Here is a 19,209-nt window from a genome sequence, read left to right on the forward strand (position 1 = left end):
ACAAGCGGGTCGGGGGTCGGACTGCCGGACGTTTTGTCCGGCGGCGACGTACGACCTGATTTGACACTGGACGGGACGGCCCGATGGACGGGGACAGCGTGACCGCGACGGCAAACTGGGCAGGACCGCGCAAGCTCTTGCGGCGGCTGCGCGACGTCATGGCCGGGCCCGGCGATGCCCAGGAACGGCTGGACAAGATCGCCAAGCTGATTGCCGCCGATCTGGTTGCGGAGGTCTGCTCGATCTATGTGCGCCGTGCCGGCGACGTGCTGGAACTCTTCGCAACCCAGGGCCTGAAACCTGAAGCGGTGCACAATACCCGCCTGCGGGTCGGGGAAGGCATTGTCGGCGCCGTGGCCGCGGACAGCCGCCCGATCGCCCTGGCGGAAGCCAACAAGCATCCGAACTTCGCCTACCGCCCCGAAACGGGTGAGGAGATCTATACCTCCATGATGGGGGTACCGATCCTGCGCGGGGGCCGCATGCTGGGCGTTCTCGCCGTGCAGAACCGCACCAAGCGGCACTATACCGATGAAGAGGTGGAGACGCTGGAAACCGTCTCCATGGTCGTTGCCGAAATGGTTGTCGGCGGCGAACTGATCGGGGCGGCGGAACAGAACCCGGCGGACGGAATCGGCCTGAAGCCGTTGCGACTGGAAGGCATCCGCCTCAATGGCGGGCTGGCACTGGGGCGGGCGGTTCTGCATCGTCCCGAAATCCCGGTCGGCCGCACCGTCGCGGAGGATGCCGAGGAAGAGAAGCATCGTCTGGAAACCGCACTGGACAGCATGCATCGCCGTCTCGACGACATGCTGGCGGCGGCGGATGCCGACGGGCCCGGCGATCACATCGATATCCTGAAGACCTATCGCATGTTCGCGAAGGACAAGGGGTGGATCCGGCGCATCGTCGAGAATATCGACAACGGCCTGACCGCGGAAGGCGCGGTGGTGCGTGTACAGGACGATACCCGGGCCCGGATGAAGAAGGTCGATGACGCCTATCTGCGCGAACGCCTTCTGGACCTTGAAGATCTGGCCTTCAGGCTGCTGCAGCACCTGTCCGGTGAGACCGGGGCGAACAAGAACCTGCCCGAAGACACGATTCTGATTGCGCGAAATCTAGGACCGGCGGACCTGCTGGATTACGACCGGGCGCATCTGCGGGCGCTGATCCTGGAGGAAGGATCCAGCACGTCGCATGTGGCAATCGTCGCCAAGGCGCTGCAGATCCCGGTGGTCGGCCGGGTCAAGAACATCCTGGACCGGGTCGAGCCGATGGACACCATCCTGGTCGATGGCGGCAATGCGCTGTGCTACATCCGGCCCGGCGACGAGGTTTTGTCGGCGTTCCAGTACTCGATGCGGATGTTCGAGGAAAAGCGCGCGGCCTATCTGGCGGCGAAGGACCTTCCCTCGATCACGCGCGACGGCGTCGAAATCTCTCTCATGATGAATGCCGGGCTGCTGATCGACATGGTGCATCTGCATGCGACCGGCGCCAAGGGCATCGGCCTGTACCGGACCGAAGTGCCGTTCATGGTGCGCTCCGACTTTCCCGACACGGCGACCCAGGCGGATCTGTACAGCAAGATCATGGACCAGGCAGAGGGCAAGCCGATCACCTTCCGCACGCTGGATATCGGTGGCGACAAGGTGCTGCCCTATTTCCAGGAGGCGGAGGAGGAAAACCCGGCCATGGGATGGCGCGCCATCCGGATCGCCATCGACCGGCCCGGCCTGTTGCGCGGCCAGTTGCGCGCCCTGATCCAGGCCAGCGCCGGGCGGCCCTTGCGCGTCATGTTCCCGATGATCGCAAATACCGATGAATTCGTTCAGGCACGCGCCATGCTGGACAAGGAACTGGGCCGTGCGGCGCAGCGCGGCATGACGCTGCCCGAACGCATCGAGATCGGCGCGATGCTGGAAGTCCCGTCGCTGATCTACCAGCTGGACACGCTGGGGCCGAAAGCCGATTTTGTTTCGGTCGGAAGCAATGACCTGTTGCAGTTCCTGTTCGCTAGTGATCGGGGCAATCCACGGCTGGACGGCCGTTACGACAGTCTGTCCGCCCCGGTTCTGAACGTGATGCGGGATATCGTTCGCCGATCCGACGCGGCCGGGCTGGAACTTTCCGTGTGCGGAGAGATGGCAGGCAACCCATTGGATGCTCTGGCGCTGATCGGGTTGGGGATCCGGAGGCTGTCCATGTCTCCCGGTAACATTGGCCCGGTGCGTGATGCGGTGCGCGGCGCGGATTCCCAGCGGCTCGCCGACTTTACCGACACCCTGACCCGCCGCACCGACCGGTCCCTGCGTCAGGCCATGGCCGATTTCGCCCGCGACCACGGAATCCCGGTATAGGGTAGAATTTATCCCGACAAAAAGTACGGGAAGTGGCTTTGCAATACGAAGCGAACCACGCCATACTGCCGACAAATCTGGGATTTCCGCGCCGCTGTGGATGTTGAACGGATGCCGTAGCCGGTGCATTACCAAGGTCGAGGCACATGAGAGCGTCTGCTCAGCAGCAGCATCCACGGCTTGTATCCGATTCCGAACGGCCCGGCGCCGGTGTCGGCGCCATCCTGCGGGGTGCACGTCTGGCGCGCGACGAGGAATTGCGCGAGGTCGCTTCGGCCCTTCGCATTCGCCTGCCTTATCTGGAGGCAATTGAGGAAGGTCGGATCGAGGACCTTCCTGGCGTCACATATGGGATCGGCTTTGTCCGCGGCTATGCCGAATATCTGGGGCTCGACGCAGCGGATATCGTCTCGCGGTTCAAGCTCGAAGCGCGCGGCATCGACAAGCGCACACAGCTGCACTTCCCGGAGCCTCTTCCCGGCAATCGCGTTCCGGGCGCGGCGCTGCTTCTGCTGGTCCTGATCCTTGCCGGAGGCGTTTATGGCGGCTGGCTCTACACGACCTCCCAGAACATGACCTTCACGGAGGCGGTCGAAGCGCTTCCGCAGCGGTTCCAGGAAATGCTGGCCGGGGAAGACGCAGCCGAAACCGCGGCCCGTCCGTCCGTCGAAGAAGCCGCGCCCGTGACACCTCCCGCCGTGCCGAAGCCGGAAGCGGCGGAGGCGCCCGCACCGGCAGCGACCCCGGAAACCGAGACGGAACAATCGGCAACGACGGGGGAAGACACCCCACCGCCCACGACGGAAGTTGATGTCTCCGCCCCGGTTCAGGAATCCGTTTCGGCGGCCACGGCGGATGCCGCGGCGGAACGTTCGGAACAACCATCACAGAGCGCGACAGCCGCGAACGAACCGGCAGCCTCGCAATCGCCAGCACCGGAACCGGCCGCGACCGAAACGGCTGGATCGGAAACACCGGCCGTCGCCCAGCAGAACGTGACGGTTGCGAATACAGCGGATACGGATACGGCGGCCACCGATACGGCAGCAAGACCGGCCGATCCGACCGGTGGGGCCGCTGCCGACACGACGATCCCGGCCCCGGAACCGGAAACGACCGCAAGCACGGCATCGATCACCGCCCCTGAAGCAGAACCGGCCCCGTCTGCAACCGAGACCGCGGCTGCGGAGGCGGGCTCAAACCAGGAGGCCGCGCCGGAAGCGCAGCCTGCCCAAACTGCGGCCGTTGCGCCGGAGTCCGAACCGTCGGCCGAATCCGCGATCGTCACCGAGGAGCTTTCCGCCCCGCCGCCGCTGCCGGAAGACACCGCACCGGCAAGCGCCGCAACAGCAGGCACGGAAACAGCAGCAACCGGAAACACGGCCCCTTCCGCCGGCTCCGGCGCCCGCATCATCATCCAGGCCACCAACGAGTCCTGGATTCAGGTTGTGGATGCGGGCGGCGACGTTCTGGTCGAAAAGCTGATGCTGATGGGTGAGATCTACCGCGTACCGGATCGTAAGGGGCTGAAGCTGAACACCGGTAATGCCGGGGCACTGAAGCTGATCGTAAACGGAACCCTGGCACCGCCGCTGAGCACCGAGCCGGAGGTCATGCGCAACATCGATCTCTCACCGCAGGCGCTGACACAATAGTTCCCCCGGCCGAAAATCAGGGTTCATCGCGGTCGGGCTGAGCCAAGACGCCGCGCGGCCCTTGATAATTCCGGCCCATGCGCGCATTTTCTGGCCATCGAAACCGGACGGACGAGACTGCCGAAATGAGCGTCAGGCCCTATCGCGAGATTCACCGCCGCCAGGCGAAGAAGATCATGGTCGGCGACGTGGCCGTTGGCGGGGATGCACCCATCACCGTCCAGACCATGACCAATACCCTGACCGCGGATGTCGATGCGACCATCGCCCAGATCCGGCGCTGCGAAGTGGCCGGCGCCGATATCGTGCGCGTGTCCTGCCCCGATGAGGCGTCGACGGCGGCATTGGCCAAGATCATTCCGGAAGTCACGGTCCCGATCGTCGCGGACATTCATTTTCATTACAAACGCGCCATCGAGGCCGCGCAGGCCGGCGCGGCCTGTCTGCGCATCAACCCGGGCAATATCGGGTCGGCCGCGCGGGTCAAGGAAGTGGTCCAGGCGGCGAAGGATCATGGCTGCTCCATGCGGATCGGCGTCAATGCCGGGTCGCTGGAGAAACATCTGCTGGAACGCTATGGCGAACCGTGCCCGGAAGCCATGGTCGAAAGCGCCCTGGAACATGCGCGCATCCTGGAAGACAACGACTTCACCGAATTCAAGATCAGCGTGAAGGCATCCGACGTCTTCCTGGCCGTCGCCGCCTATCACGGCCTGGCCGAAGCCTGCGACTACCCGCTGCATCTGGGCATCACCGAAGCGGGCGGCCTGCGATCCGGGACGATCAAGTCCTCCATCGGTATGGGCCAGTTGTTGTGGGCCGGGATCGGCGACACGATCCGCGTCAGCCTGTCCGCCGAACCTGAGGAAGAGGTCAAGGTCGGCTTCGACATGCTGAAGGCGCTGAATCTGCGCCATCGCGGCGTCAACGTCATTTCCTGTCCGTCCTGCGCGCGGCAACAGTTCGACGTGATCGAAACCGTGAAGGTCCTGGAAGAACGCCTGGCCCATATCACCACGCCGATGACGGTCAGCGTGATCGGCTGTGTCGTCAACGGCCCGGGCGAGGCGCGCGAGACCGATATCGGCTTCACCGGCGGCGGCAAGGGGACCCATCAGGTCTATATCGCCGGACAGCCGCACCATCGCCTGAAGGACCAGTCCATCGTCGACCATCTGGTCGGACTGGTCGAACAGAAGGCAGCCGAGATCGAGGCGGAGAAAACCGCCGACAACCCGGCTGCCGCCGCAGAGTAGCGTCCCGACAATTCGATATTAACACCACGCCGAGGAGCCCCTTCTCATGGCAGAGCTTCAGCCTGTTCGCGGTACCCACGACCTTCTGCCGGAAGATATGCGCGCCCATCGCCATGTCAGCGACCGGGCCCGTGACGTGGCCGCGACCCATGGCTTCGACGAGGTGGCGACCCCGATCTTCGAATTCACCAATGTCTTCGCGCGCACCCTGGGCGATACGTCCGACGTGGTGACGAAGGAGATGTACACGTTCGAGGACAAGGGCGGCGATATGCTGACCCTGCGTCCGGAGAACACGGCCGGCGTTTGCCGCGCCTTCATTTCCAACGGTCTCGCTCAGCATGCGCCGGTCAAGTATTTCTACAGCGGCCCGATGTTCCGCCACGAACGCCCGCAGAAGGGTCGTCTGCGCCAGTTCCACCAGATCGGGGTCGAACTGATCGGCGCGCCACAGCCGCTGGCCGATGTTGAGGTCATCGCCTGCGGACGTGCGATTCTGGAAGCGCTGGGCATCGCCGAAAACACGGTCCTAGAACTGAACACGCTGGGCGATGTCGCCAGCCGTCAGGCCTATCGGGCGGCGCTGGTCGAATATTTCTCCGCTCACGTCGACAAGCTGTCCCAGGACTCCAAGGATCGGCTGGAACGCAATCCGTTGCGCATTCTTGATTCCAAGGACGATGGCGACCGGAAACTGGTCGCCGACGCACCGGTCTTTTCCGACTATCTGAATCCGGAAAGTGTCGATTTCTTCGAAACGGTGAAGGAAGGGCTGGATGCGCTGGGCATCGCCTATCGTCTGAACACGCGGTTGGTCCGGGGGCTGGACTATTACTGCCACACTGCCTTCGAATTCACGACGGAAATGCTGGGCGCCCAGGGGACCGTGATGGCCGGTGGGCGTTACGATGGATTGATCGAACAGCTGGGCGGTCCGTCCACTCCGGGCGTGGGCTGGGCGGCCGGCATAGAACGGCTGTCCATGCTGGTCGGCAACCAGGCGCCTGCGGCCGACCGTCCGGTGGTATTGGTCCCGATGGGCGATGCCGCCGAACGCCAGGCACTGGCCAGCGCGAAAGTGTTGCGCGACGCCGGCATCCGCGCCGAATACGCGTTCTCCGGCAACATGAAGAAGCGCATGAAGCACGCCAACAAGGTCAACGCCTGGGCCGCCCTGATCCTGGGCGACGACGAACTGGCCCGCGGCGTGGCTCAGTTGAAGACCCTGGACGACGGCGAGCAGCGCGAAGTTCCGCTGGGCGACCTCACCACGGCCTGTCGTAGGGGGTGATGATTGCGGGAGGACGCCGCCCATAGCGCTGCCGCGCCTCCCGATCGACCCTATGCGGTCGGTGTCAGCTTCCGCACGGCCGATTCCCGGATTCGCGATCGCCTTTTCATCGAACCGAAGGCCCTGCCCGATCTGTTGGGCCGGGCCCGCGGTTCCGGGCAATCGGCACTGCTGGCCCTGTCAACCTGTGATCGGGTGGAAATCGTCGGCGCCGCCCCGGACCCGGAAACGGCCTGCCGCGCGGCGGAGGCGATCCTGCGCGAGCGGCTGGATGGCACCGCCCCGCCTGGAATCTTTTATCGTCACTACGATATCGATGCGGTCCGACATGTCTTTCGCATTGCCTGCGCGCTGGACAGCCAGATGGTCGGCGAGTCCCAGATTCTGGGACAGTTCAAGGACTCGGTTCAGGCCGCGTCCGACGCCGGGGTTCTGACCGGCGAACTCGACCGCCTGTCGCAGTCGGCGCTGGCACTGGCGAAACGGGTGCGCAGCACGACGCGGATCGGCGAAGGCGCGGTATCCGCCGCCGCCGCTGCGGTGAAGGTTGCTCAAGACCTGCATGGCGACATCCCGCATTGTCGGGCCCTGCTGATCGGCCTGGGAGAGACGGGCTGGCTGATTGCGGAGCAGTTTCAGCGCGCCGGCATCGGTGTCCTGAACCTGACGGGCCCGTCGCGCCGGACGGAACGGGAGGCCGCGAGACGGCATCTGCCCTTCCGCCCCTTCGACGAACTGGCGGAAGCCCTGTCGGTGTCGGACATCGTCATCACCGCCGCGGGACAGGGACGTTATCTGGTGGATCGTGCGGATGTTGCCCAGGCGCTGGAGTTGCGGCGGTCCAAGCCGATCCTGATCGTCGATGCCGGCATACCGTCGGACATCGACCCGGCCGTCGACACTCTTTCCGATGCCTTTCTGTACACCCTGCAGGACATTGAGCGTCTGGCCGAAAAGGGACAGCTGGACCGCAAGGCCGAAGCCCGTGAAGCGGAAGCCATGGTCGAAGCCGCCTTGTCCGACTGGCGCCGGGCCCAGGCGGAGCGCGAGGGCGTGCCGGGTGTGGTTGCGCTGCGCGATCACTTCGACCGGCTGCGGGATGAGATCCTGTCCCGCCATCCCAATGCAGGGGCGGAGGAGGCGACGCGCCTGCTGGTCAATCGCCTGCTGCACGAGCCGAGCGAAAGACTGCGCGTCATCGCCGGCGAGGGCGGCGCGGCGGACCTGCGCGATACGATTACCGTGAACCGCGTTCTGGAGCGGTTGTTCGATCTGAAAATTCAGGAAGATGACAAGGTACAGAAATGAGCTGGACCGACAATATTGACCGGGTCATGCACCGGCATCAGGAACTGTCCGACCGTATGGCCGGGGGCAACATGGAGGCATCCGAGTTCCAGGCTGTGTCCATGGAGTATGCCGAACTGTCGCCGATCGTGGAAAAGGCACAGGCCTTCCGCGATGCCCTGGCCGAGCGGGACGACCTGGCCGCGATGATCGAAGATCCGGACAGCGACAAGGAAATGCGGGACCTCGCCCGCGACGAACTGGACACGCTGGACGAGAGGCTGCCGGAACTGGAGCAGGAACTGAAACTGCTGCTGCTGCCCAAGGACGAAGCGGACCGGCGCAGTTGCATCGTCGAGATCCGCGCCGGGACCGGTGGCGACGAGGCGGCTTTGTTCGCCGGCGATCTGTTGCGGATGTATCAACGGTATTGCGGGCTACGCGGCTGGCAGATCGAAGTCCTGGAAGCATCGGAAACCGAGATCGGCGGGTTCAGCCAGGTCACCGCATCCGTCACCGGTGCCGGCGCCTATGGACGGCTGAAATTCGAGTCCGGCACCCATCGGGTTCAGCGCGTGCCGGAAACGGAAAGCGGCGGACGCATTCACACCTCTGCCGCGACCGTCGCGGTTCTGCCGGAGGCCGAAGAGGTTGATGTCGAGATCAACGAGTCGGACCTGCGCGTTGACACCTACCGCTCCCAGGGGGCGGGCGGGCAGCACGTCAACACGACGGACAGCGCCATCCGCATCACCCATATCCCGACCAACACCGTCGTGACCTGCCAGGACGAGAAGTCCCAGCACAAGAACCGCGCGAAGGCGATGAAGGTCCTGATGGCGAAGCTCTATGACATGGAGCGTGAACGGGTAGACAGCGAACGCGCCGCAGACCGCAAATCCATGGTCGGCACCGGCGACCGGTCGGGCCGCATCCGCACCTACAACTTCCCGCAAGGCCGGGTGACGGATCATCGCATCAACCTGACCCTCTACAAGCTGGACCGGATGATGGCGGGGGAAGCCGTCGACGAAATCCTCGACGCGCTGATCCTCGAAGACCAGACCGCGCAACTGGCAGAGTTGGGAGAGGCCGGGTGACCGAAACGGTCGGGGCCGCCCTGCGGGCCGCCGCGCGACGGCTTGAAGAGTCGGGCATTCCGGGTGCGGCCTGGGAGGCGCGGCATCTGCTGAGCGACCTGACCGGACTGACACCCACCCAGATGATCACCGATCCGGATCAGCCGCTGGCGCAGGCCGCCGCATATCATGACTGGATCACACGCCGTGCAGCCGGCGAGCCGGCAAGCCGTATCACCGGATTTCGCACATTTCGCGATCTGACATTCCGTGTGACCGGGGACACCCTGGATCCCCGGATCGACAGCGAGGTTCTGGTCGACGCGGTTCTGGACCGGACCGATCAGACGACGACCCGGATCGCCGATCTGGGGACCGGCACGGGATGCCTGCTGCTCTCTCTTCTTTCGGAGCGTCCGGCCTGGAGCGGGATCGGTGTCGACCTATCCCACGGCGCCGTACAGGTGGCCCGGGAGAACGCGGTGCGGCTCGGTCTGGCGGATCGGACGCACCTGGTTCGGGGAAACTGGTCGGAGCCCCTGGCGACCGGGTCGCTGGATATCCTGATTTCGAACCCGCCCTATATCGTCCATGGCGTGCTGCGCGATCTGGACCCGGCCGTGCGCGATCACGATCCGGCCCTGGCGCTCGATGGCGGCGCAGACGGCCTCGACGCCTATCGCGCCATCGCCAAGGATGCCGTCCGGGTGCTGAAACCCGGAGCCTTGCTGAGCCTGGAGATCGGCTGGGATCAGGGTGAAACGGTCCCGGCACTCTTCGCCGCTGTCGGCTTTACATCGATGCGCGTCATCCGCGACTCCGGGGACCGCGACCGGGTCGTGACCGCGCGGGCGCCAGGCTAGATCCGTTCAGTCCCGACTTTCCGGAACCGCCATGACGATGATGCCGGTCACGCCGTCCTTGTCCGTTCCGAAGGGCGCGTCGGCGCGGCGCCAGCGCGGCGTCTTGAGGCCATCCCCCGCCAGATGCACCTGGCCGACATAGAGCCGGGGGTGAACGATCATTCCCAGGTAATGTTCCAGAAACACTTCGCGGTGGGGCGGCATGTGATCGGAAACCCAGCGCCCCTGCATGTCCAGATTGGCGGCCTCCGCGACCCGGCTGCCGTAAATCCGGTATTGGAAGTCACTGCCGTCACGACCGAGAACAAGTTTGTGGATATAGCCGAATTCGACGGCCATCTCATCGATGGGTATGTTGGCCGGCAGCAGCCCGCCGACACCGGCATTGCGCCCATACCATTCCGAAAAGGCACATTGCCTTTTCGACCAGTGACGCGGATTTGGTGTTTCCACGATACGGATGCCGTGGCTGACGGCGGCATCCGGCAAGACTTCCCGGACGGTCCCGTCGAGATAGTGACTGACCAACCTGCCCTCTCCACTCCTACATCGATACCGTAGTTACCATTGTTTGAATGCGTTGCAAACGACCCAGAGTGGTCCTGTGGCAAAAAATCCGGGCAAATCGGGGCCAAACGGGACAGCGGGGCGGTTGCAGGGACAGGGCCATGTGCCTATATACGCTGCGGAAACTCCCGCCCGGCCCGACACATGCGGCCCCGGCGGCCATCCCGACCCGAAAGGGGCATCCGGCATGGCGCTGAATCTCAGGCTTCGCGATGCCCGCTTATGAATGGAGGAAGTGCATATGGGTAAGGTTATCGGTATCGACTTGGGCACCACCAACTCCTGCGTGGCTGTCATGGAAGGCTCCAATGCCAAGGTGATCGAAAACGCCGAAGGCGCGCGCACCACCCCGTCCATGGTCGCCTTCGCCGAAGACGGCGAACGGCTGGTCGGCTCGTCCGCGAAGCGCCAGGCGGTCACCAACCCGGAAAACACGCTGTATGCCATCAAGCGCCTGATCGGCCGCCGCTTCACCGATGCAGAAGTGAAGAAGGACATCAAGAACGCGCCGTTCAAGATCATCAAATCCGACGCCGGCGACGCCTGGGTTGAAGTGCGCGGCGAAAGCTACGCGCCCTCGCAGATCTCGGCCATGGTCCTTCAGAAGATGAAGGAAACCGCCGAAGGGTATCTGGGCGAGGATGTCGACAAGGCCGTCATTACGGTTCCGGCCTATTTCAACGACAGCCAGCGCCAGGCCACCAAGGATGCCGGCAAGATCGCCGGGCTGGAAGTCCTGCGCATCATCAACGAACCGACCGCCGCCGCGCTCGCCTACGGGCTGGAGAAGAAGGGCACCGGCACGATCGCCGTCTACGACCTGGGCGGCGGCACCTTCGACGTGTCGATCCTGGAAATCGGTGACGGCGTCTTCGAAGTGAAGTCGACCAACGGCGACACCTTCCTCGGCGGTGAGGATTTCGACCAGGCGATCATCGATTACCTGGCCGACGAGTTCAAAAAGGAACAGGGCATCGACCTGCGCGACGACCGCATGGCCCTGCAGCGCCTGAAGGAGGCCGCCGAGAAGGCGAAGATAGAACTGTCTTCCGCGACACAGACCGACGTGAACCTGCCGTTCATCACGGCCGATTCCTCCGGTCCGAAGCACCTGAACATCAAGCTGAGCCGGTCCAAACTGGAAAGCCTTGTCGGCGATCTGGTGCAGCGCACCGTCGGCCCGTGCAAGGCCGCGCTGAAGGATGCCGGCCTGAAGGCGTCTGAAATCGACGAGGTCATCCTGGTCGGTGGCATGACCCGCATGCCGAAGGTCATCGAAACGGTGAAGGAATTCTTCGGCCGTGAGCCGCACCGTGGCGTGAACCCGGACGAGGTCGTTGCCATCGGCGCCGCGATCCAGGCCGGCGTGCTGCAGGGCGACGTCAAGGACGTTCTGCTGCTGGACGTCACCCCGCTGTCGCTGGGTATCGAAACCCTGGGCGGCGTCTTCACCCGCCTGATCGACCGCAACACGACGATCCCGACCAAGAAGTCCCAGGTCTTCTCGACCGCAGAGGACAACCAGTCGGCGGTGACGATCCGCGTGTTCCAGGGCGAACGCGAAATGGCCGCGGACAACAAGCTGCTGGGTCAGTTCGACCTGGTCGGCATTCCGCCGGCACCGCGCGGCATGCCGCAGATCGAAGTCACCTTCGACATCGACGCCAACGGCATCGTCAACGTCTCGGCCAAGGACAAGGGCACCGGCAAGGAGCAGCAGATCCGCATTCAGGCGTCCGGCGGCCTGTCCGATGACGAAATCAACCAGATGGTCCAGGACGCCGAGGCGAACGCCGAATCCGACAAGAAGCGCAAAGAACTGGTCGAGGCCCGCAACGCGGCCGACAGCGCCGTCCACACCACGGAAAAGGCCCTGTCCGATCATGGCGATGCACTGTCCGGCGAAGACAAGTCGGCGATCGAAACCGCCCTGACCGAACTGAAGGAGGTCAAGGACGGTGAAGATCTGGAAGAGATCAAGGCCAAGACCGAAGCCCTGACCCAGGCCTCGATGAAACTGGGCGAAGCCATGTACAAGGCGGCCCAGGCGGAAGGCGGGGACGACGCCGATGCCGATGCGGGCGCATCGTCGACCGGCGGCCAGGAAGAGAGCGTCGTCGACGCCGACTTCGAGGAAGTCGACGACGACAAGAAGGACAAGTCCTAACCGATAAACGAGGACCGGCCCCGCCTTCCCATGAGGAGTGGCGGGGCCGAACCTTCGACGGGAGGGGATTATGTCCAAACGCGACTACTACGAAACGCTGGGCCTTCAGAAGGGCGCGTCCGCGGACGAGCTGAAAAAGGCCTACCGCAAGCTGGCCATGCAGTATCACCCGGACCGCAATCCGGGCGATGCCGAGGCCGAAGCCAAGTTCAAGGAAGTCGGCGAAGCCTATGAAGTCCTGAAGGACGAGCAGAAGCGCGCCGCCTATGACCGGTTCGGTCATGACGCCTTTGAACAAGGTGGCATGGGTGGCGGCGGGTTCCGCAATGCCGGCGGCGGTGCCGGATTCGGCGGATTCACCGATATCTTCGAAGAGATGTTCGGCGATTTCATGGGTGGCGGCGGTGGCCGTGGCCGGGGTGGACAACGTGCGTCCCGCGGCGCGGACCAGCGCTATAACCTGGAAATCGGGCTGGAAGACGCGTTCAACGGCCGTCAGGTCGAAATCAAGGTACCGACCGCGGTCACCTGCGATTCCTGCGACGGCAGCGGCGCGGAAGACGGCGCGCAACCGGTCAATTGCGGCACCTGCGGCGGCGACGGCAAGGTCCGCGCCAGCCAGGGCTTCTTCACCATCGAACGGACCTGCCCGTCCTGTCTGGGCCAGGGCCAGGTGATCGACAAGCCCTGCCGCAAATGCTCCGGATCCGGCCGGATGCACAAGGACAAGACCTTGCAGGTCAACATCCCGAAAGGGGTGGAGGAAGGCACCCGTATCCGTCTTTCCGGCGAGGGCGAGGCGGGTCTGCGCGGCGCACCGCCGGGCGATCTCTATATCTTCCTGTCGATCCGCCCGCACCGCCTGTTCGAACGCGAGGGCGAGAACCTGTTCTGCCGCGTGCCGATCTCCATGGCCGACGCGGCCCTGGGCGGCGAGATCGAGGTCCCGACCATCGACGGCGGCCGTGCCAAGGTGAAGGTGCCCGACGGCACCCAGACCGGCCAGCGTTTCCGCCTGCGCGGCAAGGGCATGCCCGTCCTGCGCAGCGAATCCCGCGGCGACATGTATATCGAACTGGCCGTCGAAACCCCGGTCAACCTGACCAAGCGCCAGAAAGAGCTGCTCAAGGAATTCCGAGACGAGGGCAAGGGCAAGAATACCAGCCCCGAAACCGACGGCTTCTTCGCCAAGGTCAAGGAATTCTGGGATGACCTGACCGAATAGGAAAATCGGGCGGCGCGACTATTCCGCCGCCCGAACTCCTGTCGAGACAAAGGGTTCCACCGTCCCGATCGCGCGGGCGACATACTCGTCTTTCTGGCCGACCGGGGCGACATAGTGGATCGCGCTTTCGGCCTCTTCTCTGGACGCGCCCGCCATCAATACCCAGGTTGCGAGATACTGCGACGCAAGACAGCCCCCCGCCGTCGCGATATTGCCATCCGCGTGGAATGGCTGATTCAACACATCCACGCCGGCTTCGATCACCCAGGGTTTGGTCGTCAGATCGGTGCAGGCCGGACGGCCGCCCAGCAAGCCGAGCTTCGCCAGCAACAGCGTCCCCGAACATTGCGCGCCGATCAGTTGCCGCGCCGGGTCCAGCCTGATCCGGTCCAGAATCGCAGGCGTCTGCGCGACGTCTCGCGTCTTCATGCCGCTGCCGAACAGGACCGCGTCGGCTTCGCCGGCGAATTCCAGCGGCTTTTCGGCCCGAACCGTCACCCCATTCATGGATGTCACTTCGGCTTCGGGACAGGTGATATGGGCCTTCCAGCCCTTTCCGCGCATCCGGTTTAGGATGCCGGAGGCGATGAAGGAATCCAGTTCATTGAACCCGTCAAAGGTCAGGATGGCGATCTGCATGGATACTCCGCTGGCGATTTAGAACGGCGCGGATACGGAACAATCCAACCAAAGGCGTCCTGTTGCAACGCCTGAATTGTGTGCGGACAACCCAGCCCCAAGCCGATACATCCTGCGCTGCCTGCTCCAGCCTCCGCAGCGATGATCGGGCAGCATATATGTTGAACTTACCGTGCAGAAACTCGGGGCGAACTCGTTAAGTTTAGCACTTACAATGCCCTAAGTGGCGCACGCTGCTTATTCTGGACGGACCGGAAAGCCGCGCCAGTCATGATAGTAATGCAACACACTTGGCTGGATTTCAGTCCGCCAGTTCCCCGGGTTTTGCCAGACAATCTTTTTGTCCCGCGCAAACACTTTGCACGGACTCGACGTGCGTTCCTCACAATGTTTCAAAAGTTCTATCGCGTCTGGGTCTGCACATTGGAACGATGATGCGGACGTGCAGTAGGAGTAGAACCCGCGCGTTCCGTCTTCAGTTATTACAAAATCCAACCCTTGGCGGTGTCGAAAGTAGTATTCGTAGCTTTTTAGAGCCGAGGACGTCAGCCTAATTGCCCCTGCCCCGGTAAAATTGACCGAACCATCGTCCTTTGATGGAACGCCGCATGCCGCCAGCAACAGAACCGCAATATGTATGCAAACGAGTCTCGTCATCTAACCGGCTTAAGGTTTCTTGCTTGCCAAGTAGTTTAACCGCTCCCGCCACGCGCCCGGCGTCATGCCGAAGGCGTTCTTGAAGTGGCGGGTCATGTGGGCCTGGTCGGCGAAACTGGCCTCGGCGGCGGCGGAGGAGAGGGTGGCGCCGGTCTGCAGCGCAGCGCGGGCGCGGTCGAGGCGGCGCATGACCAGCCAGCGATGCGGGCTGATGCCGCTGACGGCGCGGAAATGGCGGGCCAGGGCGAAACGGGACTGGCCGGTGATGCTTTCCAGATCCCCCATCGCGAGATCCTGGTCCAGCGAGTTCAGCATCGCCTGTTTCGCCCGGCGCACAGCCTCGACATCCGCAGGCCCGACACGGCGCGGCGCCGTCGCGGGATCGAGCCGCGCCAGTGCCTGGGCGATATCGGCGATGTCCGATGCCCATTCCAGTCCCGTCTTCGTCTGGTCGATATCCTGCAGGGCCGTGGTGGCGGCGGCGCGAAGCGCCGGATCCCGGGAAATGCATTCCCCGACGAATGGCAGGCTGCGGTCCGCATCGGGCAGGGCCTCCCGAACTGCGTCGGGGTCAATATAGAGCATGCGGTACCGGAAACCGCCCTCCGCGCCGGATCGGCCGTCATGCAGTTCGTCCGGATGCAGCACAATGGTATTTCCGGCCAGACTGTTCCGCTCCACACCGCGATAGGTGAAGGACTGAACCCCGTTCAGGGTCACGCCGATCGCATAGGTGTCGTGGCGGTGCGGCGCATAGGCCTGACCGCCGAAGCACGCCTCAATCCGTTCCGGGCCACCGGGCCCGTCGCCGGGCGCGATGCGCACCCAGTCCTGTCCCTCCGGCCCGCACGAACGTTCAAGACCCGAGAAATCGTGCTGCGTAGACTCCATCCCGCAACGCTAGCAGAGACCGCGCCGCCCGGCGACCGGCCATTCGGGAAAGGATGCCATGAACCCCGTTCTCACACTCGATCAGGAGTTCGCTCAGATCACGGAATATTATTCGCCGCGCGTCGTGGCGCTGGCCAATGGGCAATATGTCAAACTGGCCAAGTTGAAGGGCGGGTTCGTGCGTCATAATCACGAGAAGGAAGACGAATTCTTCTTTGTCCTGAAAGGGACGTTCTGCCTGCGATACGACGACGGCAGCGAGGCGGTGATGACCGCCGGGCAATGCCATGTCACCCCGCGCGGCGTCTGGCATCACCCCTATGCGCCGGAAGAGGCTTGGGCGATGTTCGTCGAACCGGCCGGGACCCTGCATACCGGCACGGTGGACAGCCCCTTGTCGAAATTCGTCGAAAGTCAGATCGCCACCCTTGTTCAGGAAGGCTGAGCCGATGCATTTCGACACCAAATTGGCCATCGTCATCCGGGACGATCTGCTGCCCTGGCAGGGGTTGAACGTCACTGCCTTCCTGGCCGGCGGTTTGGCCGGGCGCGACCCAAACATCCTCGGCGCGGCCTATGCCGATGCCGACGGGACGGACTACGCCCCCCTGATCCGCGAACCGATCTTCGTGCTGGCAGGAACGGCGGAGACCCTGCAACGCACCCGCCGCCGCGCCGTCGACCGGGGCCTGACGCCCGCGATCTATACCGTGGAGATGTTCTCGACCGATCATGATGATGCCAACCGTGCCGCCGTCGCCGCCGTGGCGGCGGACGCGCTGGACCTCGTGGGGGTTGCGATCCACGGCCCGCGCAAGGCAGTCGACAAGGTGATCAATGGTCTGAAGCGCCACCCCTGAGGCATTCTGGCCCGGGACCTTCCGCGTCACTTCGGATACCCTACATTTCAGGCGCAAGCATGAGGCAGCCGTGATGCATCAGACGAATTCGATCCTTCTGTTCGACAGCGATTGCGTCCTCTGTTCGCGCTGGGTCCGGTTCATTTTGAGATGGGAACGGGCCCCTGAAATCCGCTTCGTCGCGGCGCAGAGCGATGCAGGGCAGGCACTTCTGGCGGAACTGGGACTGCCCCTGACCGATTGGGACACGAACTTCCTGCTGGAGACCGGTCCCAATGGCCAGGTCCTGCATGTCAGGTCCGACGCTGCCCTGGCGGTGCTGGCCCGGATGCGGGCGCCGGTCCGCTGGCTGTCGTTTCTGCGGATCGTGCCGCGGACGATGCGGGACTGGATCTATGATCGGGTGGCGCGCAACCGCTATGCCTGGTTCGGGCGGCGGGATTCCTGCCTTGTGCCGCCACCGGAGTTGCGCACCCGCTTCCTGTAGCCCGCACCGCATTGCCAGATCGGTCCCGGTGCCGCTACCCTCCCCGGCAAGATAAAGAACAGACCTTTCCAGGGAGACGCCGACATGGCCCTGTCACCGTATTTCATGCCCACCGAAACGGGCGACACCGCATTCACCGTCGAGGCGCCCAAGATCAAGTTCGGCAGTGGCAGCCTGAAGGAAGTCGGCCAGGACGCGCTCGGCCTCGGCATGACCAAGGTTGCGGTCTATACTGACAAATGGGTCAAGGACCTGCCGGCGATGCGGGATGTCGTGGAGTCCCTGCGCGCCGCCGGGCTGGCTTTCGATGTCTATACGGAAACCGAGGTCGAACCGACGGATCAATCCTTCAAGGCCGGGACACAATTCGCGGTCGACGGCGGGTTCGACGGGTTCATTTCTGTCGGTGGCGGGTCGGTCATTGATACGGCGAAGGCCGCCAATCTCTACAGCACCTATCCCGACGATTTTCTGGCCTATGTGAATGCACCGGTGGGTCAGGCGAAGCCTGTTCCAGGGCCGCTGAAGCCGCATATCGCCTGCCCGACGACCTTCGGCACGGCGTCGGAATGTACCGGCATCGCCGTTTTCGACTTTCTGGAAATGGAGGCAAAGACCGGCATTGCCAGTCCGCGCCTGCGTCCGTCGCTGGGGGTGCTGGATCCGGCCAATCTTGCCAGCCTGCCGAAGCTCGTTCTGGCCGCAAACGGGTTCGACGTCTTCACCCATGCCTTCGAGAGCCTGACGGCCCGCCCGTTCACGCATCGTGCAAAACCCGCCGATCCGAGCAAGCGGCCGCTGAGCCAGGGCGCCAACCCCTATTCCGACATTGCCTGCCAGGAGGCGATCCGGCTGGTCGGCGGGCATCTGGTCGGCGCCGTGAACGACCCGTCGGACGAGGATTACGAGGCCCTGATGTTCGCCGGGATGCTGGCCGGGATCGGTTTCGGCAATGCCGGCTGTCACGTGCCGCATGCCATGTCCTATGCCGTGGCCGGGTTGGTCCGGGACTATCAGGCTGAAGGCTGGCCGTCGAACCATCCGCTGGTGCCGCACGGGATCAGTGTCATCGTCAATGCCCCTGCCGTGTTCCGCATGACCGGCCCGGCCTGCCCGGAACGCCACCGCATGGGGGCCGAAGCCATGGGAGCGACCGCCGAGGAACTGGGTGACCTGCCGCCCGGCGACGCCCTGGCCGACCGGATCGAAATCATGATGCGCGCAACAGGGGTTCCCAACGGATTGAGCGGTGTCGGCTATACCGACGACGACCTGGACAATCTGGTCGCAAAGGCCGCCCCGCAACGCCGATTGCTGGACAACGCCCCTCTGCCGGTGGCGGAAGCCGAATTGCGCGGCCTGTTTCGGGATGCGCTGCGCTACTGGTAACGATTGCAGCAGATCGTTTCGATTTCGGCACGTCGTGCGAGCTCGACAGTAAGGCCACACATGCGAAATCCGCCGAAATCGAGACAATCCGCCGCACTTTGGTGCACGATTGCAGCCGGATTTCTGTTTCCCGCTTGGATTCCAGGGGGTTGCGCAAGTTGCACGGCTGAATCCGCGAGCTATGCATTAAATTTCTGTCTGAATTGTGAATGTGACAGTGGTTTTTCAAACAGGCCTGAGCTATATAAGCGGCCGGTGATTGACGCTAACAGATCACATGGATGGAAATATGAGCGATTCTAGCAAGAATAAAAAACCGGAATCTGACCGGAAATACGAAGCGAAAACGCGCAAGTGCCTGATGTGCCGGACCGAGTTCAAGAGCTCCTGGCCGGGTGAACGCGTCTGCTCGAACTGCAAGCAGACCAGCGCGTGGAACGAGCCTTCCATCGCGGCGTAAAAAGGTATCCCGGCGTCTGACGCCGGGCATCGCGACCGCCCGATTTCGGGCGGTTTCGCTTTTTGGACTACGG

16 protein-coding genes are annotated in these 19,209 nt (G+C 63.7%); 13 read left to right on the forward strand and 3 right to left on the reverse strand.

Annotation, left to right across the window (positions count from 1 at the left end; translation table 11 throughout):
* Positions 1-83 precede the first annotated feature (83 nt).
* The 7 genes from ptsP (at position 84) to prmC (ending at position 9,794) form a co-directional block, all read left to right on the forward strand.
* Positions 84-2,363: a phosphoenolpyruvate--protein phosphotransferase gene (ptsP, locus tag R8L07_05620; GenBank protein ID MDW3205004.1), complete on the forward strand. Its 2,280-nt coding sequence runs from the start codon at positions 84-86 to the stop codon at positions 2,361-2,363.
* A gap of 146 nt (positions 2,364-2,509) precedes the next feature.
* Positions 2,510-4,018, forward strand: a complete 1,509-nt coding sequence (locus tag R8L07_05625) for a DUF4115 domain-containing protein (protein MDW3205005.1) — start codon at positions 2,510-2,512, stop codon at positions 4,016-4,018.
* Between the two features lie 125 nt (positions 4,019-4,143).
* Entirely contained in the window at positions 4,144-5,274 is a 1,131-nt protein-coding gene (ispG, locus tag R8L07_05630; GenBank protein MDW3205006.1) for a flavodoxin-dependent (E)-4-hydroxy-3-methylbut-2-enyl-diphosphate synthase, read from the forward strand.
* A gap of 46 nt (positions 5,275-5,320) precedes the next feature.
* Positions 5,321-6,565, forward strand: a complete 1,245-nt coding sequence (gene hisS, locus R8L07_05635; protein MDW3205007.1) for a histidine--tRNA ligase — start codon at positions 5,321-5,323, stop codon at positions 6,563-6,565.
* A 3-nt stretch (positions 6,566-6,568) separates the two neighbouring features.
* Positions 6,569-7,873, forward strand: coding sequence for a glutamyl-tRNA reductase (hemA, locus tag R8L07_05640; GenBank protein MDW3205008.1), 1,305 nt, complete (start codon positions 6,569-6,571; stop codon positions 7,871-7,873).
* On the forward strand, positions 7,870-8,952 hold the full coding sequence (gene prfA, locus R8L07_05645; protein ID MDW3205009.1) for a peptide chain release factor 1: 1,083 nt from the start codon (positions 7,870-7,872) through the stop codon (positions 8,950-8,952). Before hemA ends, prfA begins: the two co-directional genes overlap by 4 nt.
* Positions 8,949-9,794: a peptide chain release factor N(5)-glutamine methyltransferase gene (gene prmC, locus R8L07_05650; protein ID MDW3205010.1), complete on the forward strand. Its 846-nt coding sequence runs from the start codon at positions 8,949-8,951 to the stop codon at positions 9,792-9,794. Before prfA ends, prmC begins: the two co-directional genes overlap by 4 nt.
* A gap of 6 nt (positions 9,795-9,800) precedes the next feature.
* Here prmC and R8L07_05655 read toward each other — a convergent pair whose 3' ends face one another.
* Positions 9,801-10,322 carry a hypothetical protein gene (locus tag R8L07_05655; GenBank protein MDW3205011.1) on the reverse strand — a complete coding sequence of 174 codons (522 nt, stop codon included), beginning with the start codon at positions 10,320-10,322 and terminating at the stop codon, positions 9,801-9,803.
* 280 nt (positions 10,323-10,602) lie between these two features.
* Between R8L07_05655 and dnaK the strand changes: the two genes are divergently transcribed.
* Both dnaK and dnaJ read left to right on the forward strand, forming a co-directional pair.
* Complete coding sequence (dnaK, locus tag R8L07_05660) at positions 10,603-12,528, forward strand: molecular chaperone DnaK (GenBank protein ID MDW3205012.1); 1,926 nt, start codon at positions 10,603-10,605, stop codon at positions 12,526-12,528.
* Between the two features lie 70 nt (positions 12,529-12,598).
* Complete coding sequence (gene dnaJ, locus R8L07_05665; protein MDW3205013.1) at positions 12,599-13,753, forward strand: molecular chaperone DnaJ; 1,155 nt, start codon at positions 12,599-12,601, stop codon at positions 13,751-13,753.
* Between the two features lie 18 nt (positions 13,754-13,771).
* On the opposite strand, the gene R8L07_05670 is transcribed toward dnaJ, so the two are convergent.
* Positions 13,772-14,392, reverse strand: a complete 621-nt coding sequence (locus R8L07_05670) for a DJ-1/PfpI family protein (protein ID MDW3205014.1) — start codon at positions 14,390-14,392, stop codon at positions 13,772-13,774.
* A gap of 666 nt (positions 14,393-15,058) precedes the next feature.
* Complete coding sequence (locus R8L07_05675) at positions 15,059-15,874, reverse strand: AraC family transcriptional regulator (GenBank protein ID MDW3205015.1); 816 nt, start codon at positions 15,872-15,874, stop codon at positions 15,059-15,061.
* Positions 15,875-15,998: 124 nt separating this feature from the next.
* Here R8L07_05675 and R8L07_05680 point away from each other — a divergent pair, with 124 nt between their 5' ends.
* The 4 genes from R8L07_05680 to R8L07_05695 all read left to right on the forward strand — a co-directional run bounded on the left by R8L07_05680 (position 15,999) and on the right by R8L07_05695 (position 18,676).
* Entirely contained in the window at positions 15,999-16,385 is a 387-nt protein-coding gene (locus tag R8L07_05680) for a cupin domain-containing protein (GenBank protein MDW3205016.1), read from the forward strand.
* A gap of 4 nt (positions 16,386-16,389) precedes the next feature.
* Positions 16,390-16,800 (forward strand): DUF2000 family protein, encoded by a 411-nt coding sequence (locus R8L07_05685; protein MDW3205017.1) that lies wholly within the window; start codon positions 16,390-16,392, stop codon positions 16,798-16,800.
* Positions 16,801-16,873: 73 nt separating this feature from the next.
* Positions 16,874-17,287 carry a DCC1-like thiol-disulfide oxidoreductase family protein gene (locus tag R8L07_05690; protein MDW3205018.1) on the forward strand — a complete coding sequence of 138 codons (414 nt, stop codon included), beginning with the start codon at positions 16,874-16,876 and terminating at the stop codon, positions 17,285-17,287.
* Between the two features lie 84 nt (positions 17,288-17,371).
* Positions 17,372-18,676: a hydroxyacid-oxoacid transhydrogenase gene (locus tag R8L07_05695; GenBank protein ID MDW3205019.1), complete on the forward strand. Its 1,305-nt coding sequence runs from the start codon at positions 17,372-17,374 to the stop codon at positions 18,674-18,676.
* Positions 18,677-19,209 lie beyond the last annotated feature (533 nt).

The sequence above is a fragment of the Alphaproteobacteria bacterium genome (genome assembly GCA_033344895.1).
GTDB lineage: Bacteria > Pseudomonadota > Alphaproteobacteria > UBA8366 > Aestuariispiraceae > Pacificispira.